Origin of the sequence: Solwaraspora sp. WMMA2065, assembly GCF_030345075.1 — a bacterium.
In the GTDB taxonomy this organism is placed as follows: Bacteria; Actinomycetota; Actinomycetes; order Mycobacteriales; family Micromonosporaceae; genus Micromonospora_E.
This window is the reverse complement of sequence record NZ_CP128361.1, coordinates 527,823-543,750: the sequence shown is the minus strand read 5'-3', so window position 1 is coordinate 543,750 and position 15,928 is coordinate 527,823. Positions and strand designations below refer to the sequence as shown.

Here is a 15,928-nt window from a genome sequence, read left to right as displayed (position 1 = left end):
AGGCAGTGCACCCGTCGGCCGGGTCAACGGTCGGTAGCTGGCCCGCCGTCCAGGAGGTTGGCGAAGTATGCCTGAGAAGGCCGACAGCGTCGGTTCCCGGATCCGGTACTGGCGGATGCGTCGGGGTGGGATGAGCCAAGGTGTTCTCGCGGGCCTGGCCGGTGTCAGCCAGCCGTACATCTCGCAGTTGGAATCCGGTAGAAAGAGCGTTGACCGGCGGTCGACCCTGGTCGCCATCGCGAGTGCTCTTCAGGTGACCGTGGCCGACCTGCTCGGTCAGGGCACCGAGCCGGGAGATCCCGCGCGGGACCGGGCCGGGGCGTGCGTTCCGCAGATCTGGTCGGCGCTGATCGAGATCGAGGACGGCGAGCGGCAGCCTCCGGCCGGCAGCGCCGACGAGCTTGCCGCGCGGATCGCCCGTGGTGACCAGCTCAGGGCGGGCGCGAACTATCCGGCGATGGCTCCGATGCTGCCCGGTCTGCTGCGCGCAGCCGCCGCTGTCGGTGGTGCCACGCTCGCTCATGTCGCCTATCTGACCTCGACCTGTCTGCGGAATCTCGGCTACCGGCATCTCGCGTTGAACGCCGCCCGGATCGCGGTGGCGGCCGCCGAGGACGTCGAGGATCCGGCCTGGATCGGTGCGGCGCGGTTCGCGTACACCCAGAGCCTGCCGATCGAGTCCGCTGCGCTCGCAGCGCGGGCAGCCGACCGGTCGCTGGCCGAGGTGCAGGCCGGCGCCGCCGATGAGCGGGTACGGCAAATGCTCGGCCAGTTGCACCTTTCGGCGGCGCTGACCTCGGCTGTCACCGGTCGGGTAGACACCGCTCGTGATCATCTGGCGGAGGCGGCAAGGGATGCGGCGGACCTCGGGGATCCAGCCGATGGCGCGGGCTTCAACGGCTGCGGTTTCGGGCCGACGAACGTCGGCCTCTGGGAGATGTCGATCGCCGCCGAGATGGGCGAGCACGGCCGGGTCATCGAGCTGTCCCGTACGGTGCGACCGCACGTTCTCGTCGCCGCGATCCGTCACCAGTCCTACTGGTTGGACCTCGGCCGGGCGTTGTCCGCCAGTGGGCGGCGCGACGGCGAGGCGTTGGCTGCGTTCGTCCAGGCCGAGCGGGCTGCGCCGGCGCCGTTCGCATTGAACCCACTCGCCCGCGAGGCAGTCGTCGCGATCACGCACCGTACCCGGCGTCGCGCGGTTCCCGATGAGCTTCGCATGCTGGCCGGCCGACTCGGCATCAGACTGTAGCCATAACCACCAGTTATAGATCAACTACCGACCGCTTCTACCGTCCTGTGTGGTGCATGCAACCGCATGTCCAGCCGACCAGGCGGCAGGGGTATCGCAGTCCTCGTCTTCCGCCGCCGCTCATCACAGCGGAGTGCCCGTGATCGCCAGACTGCTACCGATCGTCTTCGCCGGCCTGATGCCCGGCTTCCTCCTCGGCCTGTTCGCGTTCCGCGTCAAGTCCCGGTGGTGCCCGCGCTGCGGCGCGACCACCGAGGAGATCCACCGGAGCATGCACCGATGACCGCGCCCGGCCGCCACCGCATCGCCGAACTACCCATCGGCCGGCGGATCGCCCAGCTCCGCGCCCGACGCGGCCTCACCCAACAGGTCTTCGCCGACCGCATCGGCAAATCCCACTCCTGGGTGGACAAGGTCGAACGTGGCATCCGCGCCCTCGACCGCATCTCCGTCGTGCACACCGTCGCCGCCGTCCTCGGCGTCACCCCCGACGTCATCCTCGGCCCCACTACGGCCAGCCGACCCGAACCCACCACCGACACCACCACGGCAGCCGTCGAACACCTGCGCGCCGCCCTCGCCCGCTACGACACCCCCAACCCCGACCGACCATCACCCACCGCTGAGGACCTGCACCGCCGCATCCAGTACGCCTGGACCGCATACCAGCACGCCCACTACCCGCAACTACTCCGTACGCTGCCCGACCTGCTCACCCACACCCGCCACACCACCACCGCCCACGCACGATCCGACGCCGGGTACCTGCTCACCCGGGTCTACCGACTCACCGCCCACCTGCTGACCAAACTCGACGAACCCCACCTCGCCTGGCTCGCCGCCGACCGCGCCATCGCCACCGCCAACAACCATCCCCGGCACACCGCCGCAGCCGCCATCCCGCTCGCCCAGGCACTCCGCGCCCTGCACCGCAGCACCCTCGCCATGCAGGCCGCGCTCACCGCCGTACCGCTGATCGACCCGGCCACGACCGACCACCCGGCACCCGACGACCACGCCCTCGCCGGCACCCTGCTCATCGAAGCCGCCCTCGCCGCCGCCACCGGCAACGACCCCACCACCGCACACCAGCTCACCGACCACGCCGACACACTCGCCGCCAGCATCAGCCACCACCAGCGGCACCCCGACAACAGCGACACCACCACCGCATTCGGGCCGACCGCCGTCGCACTCGCCCGCGCCCACCTCGCCGCCGCCCTCGGCAACCCGCACCAGGCCATCACCCACCACCAGCACGCCACCGCCGGTCACGGCTGGCGGGAGCTACCCACCGAACACCGCGCCGCCCACCTCATCGACATCACCCGCGCCCACCTCGACACCGGCAACCCCACCGCCGCCGCCCGCGCCATCATCACCGCCGACCAGATCGCCCCCGCCGAAACCCGCACCCGACCCACCGCCCACGCCCTCGTCGCCACACTCCTACGGGCCGGCCCCACCCCCGACCTGACCCGCCTCGCCACCACCATCGGCCTCACCCCGCCAGCCTGATCGCTCGGCGGGTAGTCTCTGGCGGACAGATGACGACACCTGATGGGCCGCCGAATGCCTAGCGACGTCAGGCCCGAGTTGGTCATCAGTTCGCTGCGGCGTCGAGCGCCGCAGCCGTGTCCGGCGCGACCCTTGGCGTGACAGCACTTCCCACCAACTCGTGGAGCAGGACCACGGGTCAACGGAAGCTGTCATCACTGGGGAACGGGTCCGTTCCCCAGTGCTCCCCGGTGGGGGCCGGGACAGCAACAGGCCCGTTACCGGATGACCGGTAACGGGCCTTGTGACGTGCTCGTACAGCTGGTGGGCGATACTGGGTTTGAACCAGTGACCTCTTCCGTGTCAAGGAAGCGCGCTCCCACTGCGCCAATCGCCCTCGTTGTGACGAGGTGGAGACGGGATTTGAACCCGTGTACACGGCTTTGCAGGCCGTTGCCTCGCCTCTCGGCCACTCCACCGAGGTTGCCCCCGACGTGCTGTGGTGGCATCTCCGAGCGGACGACGGGACTCGAACCCGCGACCCTCACCTTGGCAAGGTGATGCGCTACCAACTGCGCTACGTCCGCTTGTCTCAGCTGGCCTTCCCGCCCTCGGGCGTTCCTGCCAACGGATGGAAACTTTAGCCCAGCCGTCGCGAGAGTGCCAACTCGGGGGGTGGCCGGGCGCGCCCGAGGCACGATACCCGACAAAATTCACATATCTCGCCACCAGCCTCCAGGCACCGTGAAATCGATTCGCCTTACCCGATCCCGACCACTTCCTGAGTCAGGAAATTGACTGGTAACTCATCGTATCGATGATAGTGCGTTACCGTGTTCGCCGTGACAAGACGTTCGGCCGAAGTACGCCTTGACTCGCTGCTGCGTACCGCCTGTGAGGTGATCGTGGAGCGCGGCCTGGCCAACACCCGCACCGCGGACGTGGCGGAAGCCGCCGGGGTGAGTCAGGCGCTGGTCTTCTACCACTTCTCCACCAAGGACCGGCTGCTCGCCGAGGCGTTCGCGTACGCCGCCGAGCAGGACCTGGCCCGGCTCGACACGGTCGTCCGGTCGACCGCCGAGCCGCTGGAGAAACTGAAGAAGATCATTCGGCTGTACGCCCCGACCGGCAAGTCCAAGGCGTGGACGCTGTGGATCGACGGTTGGTCGGAGTCGCTGCGTACCCCCGCTTTGAACCGGGTGTGCCGCAACCTCGACCTGCGCTGGAAGGAGGCACTGATCAAGGTGATCGCCACCGGGTGCGCCGACGGCACCTTCCAGTGCCCGGACCCGAAGGGAGCAGCCTGGCGGATCAACGCACTGATCGACGGGCTGGCGGTGCAGGCCGCGATGCACGACCGGGTGGTCTCCCGCCGACAGCTCACCGAGTGGATCCGGCTGGCCGTCGCGCGGGAGATCGGTCGCAAGCCGGAAGAGCTCGCCTGACCGTCGGCCGCGTCGAAGCGGTTCACGCCGCTGCCCGAACGCCTACCCCAGCAACTCGACGACCTGCTGGCGGCCGAGTTCGCCGTCGACGACCAGCACCTCGTGCCGGCGGCCGATCCGTCCGCCGGCCGGCACGGTCAGTGGCTGGGCGAACGCCAGCGCCACACACACGCCGGGGTAGCCGCCTGTCCGGACGAACCAGTGGTCACCGTCGCCGAGGCCGGTGAAGACCAACGTGTACGGATCGCCGCCGGCGCTCCGGCCGGTCAACGCCACCCACGGTTCGGTGCTGCCGTTGACCGTCTGCTCACCCTCGGCAGCAGCGGTGAACGCGTGCGGTACGCCGGGGGCCAGCCGCCAGAAGAAGCCGCCGTAGCCGGCCCCGCCGGGTCGGCCGTTGGTCGCCGGGCTGCCCAGGGCGATGTCCCGGTCCGTCGGCGCGGTCAGCGTGTAACCGATGCCGAACCGCCAGGCCGAGCCGTGTCCGTCGACCGTCGCGGCGGTCACCGTCCGCTCCTCGGTCAGCAGCGTCGCGCCGGCCGGGTCGCACCAGCGCAGCCGCTGGCTGAACCGGTCCGGTGCGCGGTCGAGCCAGCTGTCGTGCACGATCCGTCCGTGGTCGTCCAACCAGGTGTAGCCGGCGTCGCGGACGTAGGTCCGGCCGCCCCACAGGTTGGTCCCGGAGACGTCCTGCATGGTCACTGAGACGCCCAGGTGCCAGCGGTGGTCCTCGGGCAGGGTGTCGGTGACCGGCACCCCGGCGAGGGTCCGCACCGGGTGCAGGTATGGACGTGGCGAGTAGCGGGGATCGACCTCGGGCCGTACGACGTAGTCGGCGACCGGACGTCCGGCCACCTCCAGCACCACGGTGTCGCTCATGCACGTACCGCCTCTCGGTGTCCGTCTGCTAAACGGGGTGCCGCGCCGCGACCGGGAACGCCGGCCAGGGGCGGAGGCGACGGTGCAGCCGCCCCGGAAAGCGCTTACCCGCCCAAGGCAGGCTACCTCGTCCGGCGGTACGGCTGTGCATCTGGTCGGCGCCGGGGCCCGCGACGAACGAACTGCTCCGCCAGCTCACCGCAGACGTCTGCGGGCTGCCGGTGGTCGCCGGTTACGGACGTATCTGCCCACGGCGGGCGGCGTCAAAGCCCGGGTCGGCGGCGGCCGCCCGGGTCGGGCTGCCGGCCTGAGCCGAAGCGACCGGGCCGGCCGGACCGGCTCGAAGGGCTCCAGCCGCTGAACGGTGCCGCACCGGCACCGCCGAACGGTGGTGCCCCGGCACCGGCGACGGCCGGCACCGCGTCGTCGGGGTCGGCGAGGCCGCGCATCAGCCGGGCCCGGACCCGCAGTAGCAGACCGAAGCCGACGAAGACCATCGCGCCGCCGGCGACGAACCAGGCGACCGGGATACCGGAGGCGTCGCCGGCCGGGATCGCGTCCACCGGCTGCGGGCCACCACCACCGGCCCCGGCCGGCGCGTCGCCGCCCGGCACCGCAGCCCCGGGCTGGCTGTCCACCGGCTCCTCGGCCGGCTCGGACGGCTCGGGATCCGAGCCACCCGGCTCGCCGACCACCGGCAGCGTCGCTGCGGTGTCGGCCAGCAGTTGCGTGTTCTCGTCGTACGCCTCGACGGTGAAGGTCACCTTGCCCTCGGCGTCGTCGGCGAAGCTGAACTGGTACTGCGCGGTGACCGTACGGTCGGCGCAGAGGATGCCGGGATCGAGCTGCACATCGGTCAGCCGCGCGTCGTCACCATCGGTCTGCACGTCGACCGCGAACGCCGCGCCCTGCTCGACCCGGGCCGCCCGGATCTCGTCGAGACCGACACCGTCCGAGCGCAGCACCAACGACCAACGGACCTTTTCGCACTCGCCGCCGAGGTTCCGGCTGACCACCACGGTCATCTCGACCGGCCCGGCACCGGCGACCGCCTCGTCCGGCAACTCGGTGACCTGCGCCCGGTAGCCGCCCTGGGCGAACGCCGGTGTCGCCGCGGTCAGCACCAGTCCGGCCGCTGCGGCCAGCCCGACCCCGACCCGGGCCGCGATTCGCCCCACCCAGCTCACCACCTTCTCCGGGTTGCCACCCGGCATCCGTCGCCGTGTCCACTGGCCACGGTACGGCCGTACCCGTGGACCGGACAGGGTCCGTTCTTCTCACCCAGTGCGAACTGAAACGGGTTAATTCACCACCTGTGGTGAACCGGTAACCGCTGGCCGCGACCGGCACTCGCCGGGCCGGCCGGGCACAATCCGAATGGTGACCACTGATCTGTCGAGCGCCGAACCGTCGAGCGCCGAGCTGTCGACCTTCGTCCGCGCCCATGCCCGGCTCGCCCCGGTGGCCCACGTGCCGGAGCTGCGGCTCTACCAGGCGGCCGAGCCGATCGGCCTGTGGGAGCTGACCGAGGGTGAGTTCCGCAGCGAACAACCGCCGCCGTTCTGGGCGTTCCCCTGGGCCGGCGGTCAGGCGTTGGCCCGGTTCCTGCTGGACCACCCGCAGACCGTCGCCGGCCTGCGGGTGCTGGATCTGGCCTGCGGCTCCGGGTTGGTCGCGATCGCGGCGGCCAGGGCAGCGGCTGCGACGGTACGCGCGGTCGACGTGGATCCGGTGGCCGGCGCCGCCGCCGGGCTCAACGCCGCCGCGAACCGGGTACGGCTGGACGTCACCGTCGCCGACCTGCTCGACGGCGACCACGGCGACGCGCAGGTGGTGCTGGCCGGTGACGTGTTCTACAGCGAGGCGATGGCCGCGCGGATGCTGCGCTTCCTGCTGGGCGCCGCCGCCGACGGGGCCCGGGTGCTGGTCGGTGACCCGGACCGGGCGTACCTGCCCCGGGAGCGGTTCACCGAGCTGGCCGACTACCAGGTGCCGGTGCCGCCGGCGTTGGAGAGCGTGCGGGTCCGGCGTACCCGGGTCTGGCAGCTGCGCCCGCCCGTGCGCCGGCCGGCGCGGGCGCTAGCGTGACCGGGTGCTGTTCCGCAACTGGGAGAGGGTCGACGACCGGTGGCCGCCGGTGGTCCGGGTCGCCGACCACACCGGTGCCCCGCATCTGTTGGTGACCCGGCACGCCCTGGTCCGTCAGGTGCTCGCCGATCCGGTGACCTTCCGGCCGGACAACGCCCTGGACGCGGTCACGCCGGTGCCGGTCGCCGCGTTGCGGGTGCTGGCCTCGTACGGGTTCCGGCTGCCGCCGACGCTGGCGAACAACGGCACCGCGAGTCACCCGGCGATCCGGGCGGTGGTCGCCGAGGCGCTGCACCCGACCCGGGTCGCCGCCCAGCGGGACTGGCTGGCCGGGCTGGTCCGCGAGCGGGTGGCCGGGCTGGCGGCGACGCTGGCCCGGGGCGGCCGGGTCGACCTGTACGCCGGGCTGGCCGCCGACCTGCCGCTGCTGGTGCTGTCCCGGCTGGTGCAGTTGCCCCCGGCCGCGACCGACACGGTGAAGCGGTTCGCCCGCGCCGCGCTGGAGCTGTTCTGGGCTCCGGTGGACGCCGACCGGCAGCACGAGCTGGCCCACACGGTGGGCCGGTTCCACACCGTGCTGCGCGACTTCGCGGCGACCGGCGGCGGGCTGGCGAAGTCGCTGCGCGACGCCGGGCAGTCCGCCGACTCGGTGGTCGGGGCGCTGTTCTTCCTGCTGGTCGCCGGACAGGAGACCACTTCGCAGTTCCTGACGCTGCTGTTGCACCGGCTGACCGGTGAGCCGGCGGTGCTCGCCGGGCTCGCCGACGGCTCGGTCGACGTCGACGACGTGGTCGAGGAGGGGCTGCGCCTGGTGCCGCCGATCGTCACCTGGCGGCGGCGGGCGGCGCTCGACACGACGGTGGCGGACGAGCCGGTGCCCGCCGGGTCGAGCATCGTGCTCTGGCTGGCCGCGGCCGGCCGGGATCCGGCCGTGGTGGCGCGGACCGACCGGTTCGTCCCCGGTCAGCCGGGTTCCCGCCGGCATCTGGCCTTCGGTGCCGGGGCGCACCGCTGTGTGGGGGCGCAGCTGGCCAGGATGGAGACGGCGGTGGTGGTCGGCCAGGCGGTGCCGCTGCTCACCGGTGCCGAGGTGGTCCGGGCGCCGTGGTCACCGGACAACCTGTCGTTTCGGATGCCGGACGCGCTGGTGATCCGGCGGCCGCCGCCGGACACCGCCCCGGCCGGCTGACGCTGACCTGCCCCGGCCCGCTGACGGCTGACCATCCGGCCCTGGCCCGGGGTGGTCAGCTGGTCTCGTCGGCCCACGCCCGCCAGTCGTCCAGTACGCCGTACAGCGCCGGGGTCAGCCAGCCGGGCGCGGATCGGCGGAACACCCCCGGTTCGAGGGTGCCGGCGCCGTCGGGCACCGCGCCGACCATGGTCGGCACCAGTTCGCTCAGGTTCGCCCAGTGCACCAGTTCGGGCTCGGCCGGCCAGGCGCCCAGCACCACGCCGGCGGGGACCGCCCGGCGGTCCAGCGCCTCCAAGGTCAACGCGGTGTGGTTGAGGGTGCCGAGCCCGGCCCGGGACACCACCACCGCCGGCGCGCCCAGCGACACCGCCAGGTCGGCGATGGTCCACGGCTCGCCGGAGGGGCGCAGCCCCATCGGCACCAGCAGCCCGCCGGCCCCTTCGACGAGCACCAGGTCGTGCTTGTCGGCCTCCTCGCGTACCGCGTCGACGGCCGCGTACAGCTCCAGCGGCTCGGCCGCGGCGACCCGGGCGGCGGCCAGCGGGGCCAGCGGTTCGGGATAGCTGGCGATGGTGCGTACGGTGGCCGGGTCGGCCAGCCGGGTCACCACGTCGGCGTCCGACGGCTCGCCGGTCGCCGTGCCGGTCTGACCTGGTTTGACCATCGCCACCCGCAGGCCGGCAGCCTGGGCGGCGGCGGCGATCGCCGCGGTCACCACGGTCTTGCCGACACCGGTGTCGGTGCCGGTGACGACCACCGCGCCGCGCCAGCCGGTCACGGCGCGCACTCCACGATCACGTCGAGCGCCCGGTCGAAGTCGGCCCGGGGGATCCCGGCGTTGACGGTGATCCGCAGCCGGGCCCGCTGGTCGGGGGTGGACGGTGGCCGGAAGCAGCCGACCGCGACCCCCCGGTCGCGGCAGTCCCGGGCCCAGGCGAGCGCGGTCTCCGGCCCGGGCGCGCCGATCGACACCACCCCGCCGGCCGGTGGCCCGCCGACGTCGAGACCGGCACCGGCGAACCGGTCCACGGCGGCGGCGACCCGGGCGGTCAGCTCGGCCCGTAGCCGCGCCCCGTCGCGGGCCAGCGTCAGTGCGGCGTGCGCCCCGGCGGCGACCGCCGGGGCGAGCGCGGTGTCGAAGATGAAGGTACGCCCGGTGTCGATCACGTGCCGGATCAGCGGCTGCGGCCCGGCCAGCACTCCCCCGGCCCCGCCGAGCGCCTTGGACAGGGTGGCGGTGACCACCACGTCGGGTTGGCCGGCGAGCCCGGCGGCGGCGCCGCCGCCGGCACCGGCCGGCCCGATGACACCGAGCGCGTGCGCGTCGTCGACCAGCAGCAGCGCACCGTGCCGGCGGACGACCGCGTGCATCGCGGCCAGCGGCGCCAGGTCGCCGTCGACGGAGAAGACCGACTCGGTGACGACCACCGCCGGCCGCCCGGCGTGGGCGGTCAGCACCGCGTCCACCGCGGCCGGGTCGGCGTGCGCGACGACCTCGGTCTGCGCGCCGGCGAGCCGGCCGCCGTCGATCAGCGAGGCGTGGTTGTGCGCGTCGCAGACCAGCAGGGTACGGGGCCGGACCAGTGCCCGGACCGCGCCGAGGTTGGCCAGGTAGCCGGAGGAGAAGACCAGCGCCCGGTCGGTGCCGAGCCAGTCGGCCAGGTCGGTCTCCAGGGCGGCGTGCGCGTCGGTGGAGCCACGGACCAGCCGTGAGCCGGTGGCGCCGAGGCCGTACCGCTGCAGGGCGTCCGCCGCCGCCGCGACCACCTCGGCGTGGGCGGCCAGCCCGAGGTAGTCGTTGCCGGCCAGGTCGGTCAGCGGGTCGTCGGCGGTACGGGGGCGCAGCTCGCGGGTCAGCCCGGCTTTGGCCCGCAGCTCGGCCCGCCGCCGTAGGCCGTCCAACCAGTCCGCCACGGGTCCCCCTCGTCGTCTACGCCGCCTTGTAGGGTACGACCATGTCCGACATCCTCGATCTAGCCCGCGCCCAAGTCCTGGAGCGTGGCGTCGGCCTGGACGAGGCCGGGGTCCTCGCCGTGCTACGGCTGCCCGACGAGCAGGTTCCGGCTGCGCTGCAACTCGCCCACGAGGTGCGGATGCGCTGGTGCGGGCCGGAGGTCGAGGTGGAGGGCATCGTCTCGCTCAAGACCGGCGGCTGTCCGGAGGACTGCCACTTCTGCTCCCAGTCCGGCCTGTTCGCTTCACCGGTACGGGCGGTGTGGCTGGACATCCCGTCACTGGTCGAGGCGGCGAAGCAGACGGCGGCGACCGGGGCCACCGAGTTCTGCATCGTGGCGGCGGTGCGGGGGCCGGACGCCCGGCTGATGCGCCAGATGCGCGACGGCGTCGCCGCGATCAGGGCCGAGGTGGACATCCAGGTCGCTGCATCACTCGGGATGCTCACACAGGAGCAGGTCGACGATCTGGTCGACATGGGGGTGCACCGGTACAACCACAACCTGGAGACCTGCCGCTCCTACTTCCCGAACGTGGTGACGACGCACAGTTTCGAGGAGCGGTGGGAGACGCTGCGGATGGTGCGCGACTCCGGCATGGAGGTGTGCTGTGGCGGCATCCTCGGGCTGGGCGAGACGATCGAGCAGCGGGCCGAGTTCGCCGCGCAACTGGCCGCGTTGGACCCGCACGAGGTGCCGCTGAACTTCCTCAACCCGCGGCCCGGCACGCCGCTGGGTGACCGTCCGGTGGTCGAGGCCCGGGACGCGTTGCGCGCCATCGCCGGCTTCCGACTGGCGATGCCACGAACCATCCTGCGGTACGCCGGCGGCCGGGAGATCACTCTCGGTGACCTGGGCACCCGGGACGGGCTACTCGGCGGCATCAACGCGGTGATTGTCGGCAACTATCTGACCACTCTGGGGCGCCCGGCGACGGAGGACCTGGCACTGTTGGACGACCTGAAGATGCCGGTCAAGGCGCTGTCGGCGACGATCTGAGCGGCCGGGCGTGCAGGCGATCTGGTGCGACCGGTGCGGTGCCGGGACCAGCACCGGCAACCACGACGGCTGCGCCGCGGCGCGGGCCTGGGAGCCGCCCCGCTTCTGTACCAGGTGCCGACGGCGGATGAAGGTGCAGGTGCTGCCGGCCGGTTGGTCGGCGCGGTGCGTCGAGCACGGCGAGGTCCGGCCGACCTGACCGGCCCGGCGGTGCTGGTCGGCGGCAACCGGGCCGGTCATCGACACCGACGCGGCGGCTCGTCGCCGACCGCACGGGACGCTGGCGTCGCCACGGCGCAGAGCCGGGCCGCGACCCGGTCCGGGTCGAGGTCCCACACCTGGGCCGAGGTGTCGGTCGAGCCGCTGAGCAGCAGGCCGTCGCGGGTGAACGCGATCGCGTTGACGTTGTCGACGTGCCCGACGAGCACCGCTGTCAGCTCCCCGCTGTCGACCTGCCACACCCGGACCAGGTCGTCGCTGACGGCGGTGGTGACCAGCCGCTCGCCGTCCGGGCTGAAGGCCACCGCGGACAGCCTGGTGGTCGGAGTGTCCACTGTGCCGACCAGGTCCAGTCCGGCGACGGTGCGCAGCTCTACCTGACCATTGCTGCGGGCCACCGCGACCAGGTGTCCGTCCGGACGGACCGCGAGGTCGGTCAGCTGAAGGTCCGCGATTACTGCCCGGTCCCTGCCGGACAGGTCGGCGGTGTGCCAGGATCTCAGCTCGGTCCGCACCACCGTCTCGTCGCCGCTCACCACACCGTGGTTGGCGGTCGCCAACAGGGTGGTCCCGTCGGCGCTGAAGCCCAGTGCACTCACCGCGCCACCGGTCGGTAGGAATGTCGGTTCGGCGTCCCGGTCGAGCCGCCAGACCAGCACCCCGCCGTCCTCGCCGGCCGGGTCGAGCACGGCGACGGCGAGCAGCCCTCCGTCCGGCGAGTACGCCGGATGTCTGGTCGTCCAGCCGTCCCGCCCGGCGGCGGTGTCGTGCCCGACCAGTTCACCGGCGACGGTGTAGCGCAGTACGCCGCTGCCGGTGGTGCTGACCGCGAACGTGCCGTCACCGGCGACCGCGACCCCGGTGACGGTGTCCGACGCGCGGACGGTGGCCCGCACGGCGCGGGTGCCCAGGTCCCAGATCCGCACCACGTCGTCGCCAGCGGCGGTGACGACCCGGTCCGCCGCCGGGTCGACCGCGACGAACTGGACCGACTGCGGATGCCGCAGCAGCACCCCGGTGCGCCGGAACAGCACGGTCGGGGCGTCCGGTCCGGTGACGGCCACGGTCCGGCCGTCGGCGGCCACCGCCACGTCGGCGACGACCCGGCCGACGTAGCCGGTGTGGGCCGAGGAGACCACCCCGGTGGTCAACGCCCAGCTGTCGATCCGACCGGTACGCCACCCGCCGGTGGTCAGCAGCGAACCGTCCGGGGTGACGGCGAGCGGCACCGCAGCGCGAAACGGCCCGGCCGGCAGGGCGGTGCGCTCGCCGGACGACACCGACCAGCTGTTCAAAGCCCCGTCGGGTCCGCTGGTCACCAGCGCGTCGTCCGGGCCGAAGGCCACCTGTTGGGCGGCGGGCAGGCTGCGGATCAGGGTCTGGTCGGTCAACTGCCAGACCTGGACGTCACCGTCGGTGGGGTTGGCGACGGCCAACAGCGTACCGTCGGCGTTGACGGTCAGGTCGTAGCCGAGCATCCCGGTCGGCAGCGACCACTGCAGGTCGCCAGTGGTCGCCGACCAGCCGCCGACCTGCAACTCGGGCGACAGGTCGGTGCCGAGTCGACCGGCAACGACCGTGGCGCCGGTGGGCAGCCAGCCGAGCGCGCCGACCGCCGGCAGGGTGTGCCGCAGCTGACCGGTCGACACGTCCCAGATCCGGACACCGTCCCGGCTGAACGAGCCGGAGGCGAGGAACCGGCCGTCCGGTGAGAAGGCCAGTGCCACCACACCGACGTCGGTGGCGTGCCGCAGCTCGACGTCGCGCTGGCGCAGGGTGGCGACGTCCCAGAGCCGGACCAGACCGTCCTGGTGTCCCACCGCCACCGCCGTGCCGTCCGGGCTGACGGCGGCGGACAGCCCGCCGGGCGCGGTGCCCAGCGGCCCGATCGTCCCCGATGCCTGCGCCGACAGCAGCGCACCGTACGCCTCGACAGTGGGTGCCTGGTCCCAGGCGTCGAGCGCCCTGCCGACGGCGAGCAAGTCGTTGTCGGCGGCCGCGGCGATCTGCGACTCGGCGGCCAGTTGTCGGGAGATCGCCTGCCGGCGTTGGTCCTCGGCTGCGACCTGCCGGTTCACCGCGACCAGCCCGCCGGCGACGGCGAGCAGCAACGCCGCCGCGAGTGACACGGTCAGCCGGCGCAGCCGCCGTATCCCGCGCAGCCGGGCCAGTTCGGCGGCCTCGGCGGCGGCCACGCTCGCGGCCAGGAAGTCGACCTCCGGCGCGGACAAGTCGTTGCGGTCGACCTGGTCACGCACCAGCGCCAGCCGGGTGCCGCGCAACAGCAGGTCGGGGTCGCGGCCGGCGGTCTGCCAGTCCTCGGCGGCGACGGTCAGCCGCTGCCGCCGGATCAGTTCGTCCCGGGCCTCGGCGAGCCAGCTGTCCAGGCGCGGCCAGTTGGTCAGCAGCGCCTCGTGGCTGATTTCGACGGTGTCGGCGGCGACGGTGACCAGCCTGGCCCGTACCAGCCGGGCCAGCAGGTCGGCGTCGAACAGCCGGCTGGCGCCCCGACGGCGGGCCACCGCCCCGGTGTCGGTGACGGTGACCAGGCGCAGCATCGCGGTCCGCAGCGCGGCGCGGCCGGCGGGATCCAGGTCGAGGTGGATCCGCTCGGCCGACTCGGCGACGGCGCGGCGGATCCCGCCGGTGGCCCGGTAGCCGGCCACGGTCAGCCGCCGCCCGTCGCGCCGCTGCCAAGTCGCCCGCAGGGCGTGACCGAGCAGCGGCAGCGCCCCTGGGTCGTAGCCGGCCGGTGCCGTCGCGTTCAGGTCGGTGAGCAACAGCTCGACCAGCCCGGGTTCGATCTCCAGGCCGGCCCGCGACGCCGGCTCGGTCACCGCGCGACGCAGTTGATCGGCGTCCATCCGACCGAGGACCAGATGCCCGGCGGCCAATGCATGCGCCAGCGGCGGCAGCTCGGCGCAGTCGGCATAGAAGTCGGCGCGGACCGCGATCACAACGACGGCCGGCGCGGCGGCGCCCAGCGCGGTCACGAAGGCCAGCCGGTGGGCCGGGTCGGCGCACTCGGTGAACAGCTCCTCGAACTGGTCCACCACGATCACCAGCCGACCGTCGGCGGGCGCGGCCCGGGCGGCGAGCGCACCGAACAGCTCCGGGGCCGCGTGCACGCGCGACGCCGGCAGGTCCGCGGCGTCCGCTCCGGCGGCGACGAGCGTACGGTCGACGAGCTCGTCCAGCGGCCGGGCGCCTGGGGTCATCAGCAGCCACGGCCACCGGTCCGCCGGGCCGAGCGCACCGGCGGCGATCGCTGGCAGCACCCCGGCGCGCAGTACCGACGACTTGCCGACCCCGGACACGCCGGTGACGATCAGCGGTGGACCGCCCACCGCCTGCTCGGCGAGGCGGCTGAGCACCTGCGAGGTCTGCTCCTGCCGGCCGTGGAACCAGGGCGCGTCCTCCGGTTCGAAGGCGGCCAGGCCGGGAAACGGGCACACCGGGTCGTCGGTCGCGGCCGAGCCGGGCTCTGGCCGATCCGGGTCGGTCTGCGGTTCGGCGGGTGCCTGCACCCGGCTGCTCAGCTGGGTGACGGTGAGCAGTTGCCGGCGTACCCGGTCCATCTCGACGCGCTGCTCATGGCTGCGTTTCGCCAGTTCGCGGCGGACCTCGCCGAGCACGCGGTGGACGTCGGTCAGCATCCACCGCAGCGCGCCGACGTCGTGGCCGAGGGCATGGAAGGTGGCGGCGAGGTCGTCGCGCAGCTGCGCGTCGGTCTCGGCCGCGGCGGCCAGCGCCACCTCGACCGCGTCGATGCCCCGCAGCAGCTCACCGAGTTCGGCGCGGATCGCCCGGGACTGTTCCCCTTCGTCGGCGAGCCGGGCCAGCAGTTCCTCGGCCAGCGCCTCGCGCCACTGCGCCTCGGTGGCCCGCCGGCCGCGCATCCGGTCGGCGGTGTCGACCAACACATCGGACAGGTAGCCACCGCCGATCTGGCCGAGTTGTTCGACAGCTGCGGCGAGCAGCCCGCCGGAGCCGATTCCGGCGGCGATCGGCGCCAGCGCCGAGGCGGTGAGGAAGGCGAGGATGCCGTACGGGGTGGCGTCGCTCAGTCGTGCCCCGGAACGCCGTGCGGCGGCGCGGACCCAGTCACGTACGCCGCGGCGGGCCCGTGTGGTGGCGTCGCCGGCCCGTCCGGCATCGCCCGAGCCGGCGGCCCCATCGGAGCCGGCGGCATCGTCCGCAGCGGCACCGTCCTGATCGACCATGCCCGTCCTCCTCACCATGCGTCGTTACACAGTGAACAGCAGGCGCACCCGCAGGCGGCGAAGACGCGCCGCAGCGCGGCAGCCGCCGGCCATCGCCCGCCGCGCCATGCACCCGGGCGGCACCATAACGTCAACTAGATATCCATGATGACGGGTATCTAGACGGCTACTCCTAGCAAGAG

Annotated in this window: 13 protein-coding genes and 3 tRNA genes; 8 read left to right on the top strand and 8 right to left on the bottom strand. The window is 73.1% G+C overall.

Annotated elements, in window-relative coordinates; genetic code table 11:
• The first annotated feature begins 67 nt into the window (after positions 1–67).
• The 3 genes from O7610_RS02460 (at position 68) to O7610_RS02450 (ending at position 2,770) form a co-directional block, all read left to right on the top strand.
• The gene (locus tag O7610_RS02460) at positions 68–1,252 is read left to right on the top strand and encodes a helix-turn-helix domain-containing protein (RefSeq protein WP_289212542.1); all 1,185 of its coding nucleotides are present in this window, start codon (positions 68–70) and stop codon (positions 1,250–1,252) included.
• A 139-nt stretch (positions 1,253–1,391) separates the two neighbouring features.
• Positions 1,392–1,535, top strand: coding sequence for a hypothetical protein (locus O7610_RS02455; protein WP_281551641.1), 144 nt, complete (start codon positions 1,392–1,394; stop codon positions 1,533–1,535).
• A complete protein-coding gene (locus O7610_RS02450) occupies positions 1,532–2,770 on the top strand; it encodes a helix-turn-helix domain-containing protein (RefSeq protein WP_289212541.1) in 1,239 nt (412 codons plus the stop codon). Before O7610_RS02455 ends, O7610_RS02450 begins: the two co-directional genes overlap by 4 nt.
• Before the next feature lie 301 nt (positions 2,771–3,071).
• Here the strand turns inward: O7610_RS02450 and O7610_RS02445 are convergent.
• The 3 genes from O7610_RS02445 to O7610_RS02435 all read right to left on the bottom strand — a co-directional run bounded on the left by O7610_RS02445 (position 3,072) and on the right by O7610_RS02435 (position 3,336).
• Positions 3,072–3,146: transfer RNA gene (locus O7610_RS02445), tRNA-Val, on the bottom strand.
• Between the two features lie 11 nt (positions 3,147–3,157).
• A tRNA-Cys gene (locus tag O7610_RS02440) sits at positions 3,158–3,228 on the bottom strand.
• A 35-nt stretch (positions 3,229–3,263) separates the two neighbouring features.
• Positions 3,264–3,336, bottom strand: a tRNA-Gly gene (locus tag O7610_RS02435).
• A gap of 255 nt (positions 3,337–3,591) precedes the next feature.
• Between O7610_RS02435 and O7610_RS02430 the strand changes: the two genes are divergently transcribed.
• A complete protein-coding gene (locus O7610_RS02430) occupies positions 3,592–4,194 on the top strand; it encodes a TetR/AcrR family transcriptional regulator (RefSeq protein ID WP_289212540.1) in 603 nt (200 codons plus the stop codon).
• A 42-nt stretch (positions 4,195–4,236) separates the two neighbouring features.
• Here O7610_RS02430 and O7610_RS02425 read toward each other — a convergent pair whose 3' ends face one another.
• Positions 4,237–5,073 carry a DUF6807 domain-containing protein gene (locus O7610_RS02425; protein ID WP_289212539.1) on the bottom strand — a complete coding sequence of 279 codons (837 nt, stop codon included), beginning with the start codon at positions 5,071–5,073 and terminating at the stop codon, positions 4,237–4,239.
• Between the two features lie 263 nt (positions 5,074–5,336).
• Positions 5,337–6,287: a hypothetical protein gene (locus O7610_RS02420; protein WP_289212538.1), complete on the bottom strand. Its 951-nt coding sequence runs from the start codon at positions 6,285–6,287 to the stop codon at positions 5,337–5,339.
• Positions 6,288–6,453: 166 nt separating this feature from the next.
• Here O7610_RS02420 and O7610_RS02415 point away from each other — a divergent pair, with 166 nt between their 5' ends.
• Together O7610_RS02415 and O7610_RS02410 are read left to right on the top strand one after the other, a co-directional pair.
• Entirely contained in the window at positions 6,454–7,161 is a 708-nt protein-coding gene (locus O7610_RS02415; RefSeq protein WP_502959074.1) for a class I SAM-dependent methyltransferase, read from the top strand.
• 4 nt (positions 7,162–7,165) lie between these two features.
• Entirely contained in the window at positions 7,166–8,350 is a 1,185-nt protein-coding gene (locus O7610_RS02410) for a cytochrome P450 (RefSeq protein ID WP_289212537.1), read from the top strand.
• Positions 8,351–8,405: 55 nt separating this feature from the next.
• On the opposite strand, the gene bioD is transcribed toward O7610_RS02410, so the two are convergent.
• Entirely contained in the window at positions 8,406–9,140 is a 735-nt protein-coding gene (gene bioD / locus O7610_RS02405; RefSeq protein ID WP_281554121.1) for a dethiobiotin synthase, read from the bottom strand.
• Positions 9,128–10,267, bottom strand: a complete 1,140-nt coding sequence (locus O7610_RS02400; RefSeq protein WP_289212536.1) for an 8-amino-7-oxononanoate synthase — start codon at positions 10,265–10,267, stop codon at positions 9,128–9,130. The genes bioD and O7610_RS02400 overlap by 13 nt, the downstream gene beginning before the upstream one ends.
• Before the next feature lie 41 nt (positions 10,268–10,308).
• Between O7610_RS02400 and bioB the strand changes: the two genes are divergently transcribed.
• Both bioB and bsaP read left to right on the top strand, forming a co-directional pair.
• A complete protein-coding gene (bioB, locus tag O7610_RS02395) occupies positions 10,309–11,304 on the top strand; it encodes a biotin synthase BioB (RefSeq protein WP_289212535.1) in 996 nt (331 codons plus the stop codon).
• 10 nt (positions 11,305–11,314) lie between these two features.
• Positions 11,315–11,503 (top strand): biotin synthase auxiliary protein BsaP, encoded by a 189-nt coding sequence (gene bsaP, locus O7610_RS02390; RefSeq protein WP_281554118.1) that lies wholly within the window; start codon positions 11,315–11,317, stop codon positions 11,501–11,503.
• Positions 11,504–11,540: 37 nt separating this feature from the next.
• On the opposite strand, the gene O7610_RS02385 is transcribed toward bsaP, so the two are convergent.
• Positions 11,541–15,746 carry an NACHT and WD repeat domain-containing protein gene (locus O7610_RS02385; RefSeq protein ID WP_289212534.1) on the bottom strand — a complete coding sequence of 1,402 codons (4,206 nt, stop codon included), beginning with the start codon at positions 15,744–15,746 and terminating at the stop codon, positions 11,541–11,543.
• Positions 15,747–15,928 lie beyond the last annotated feature (182 nt).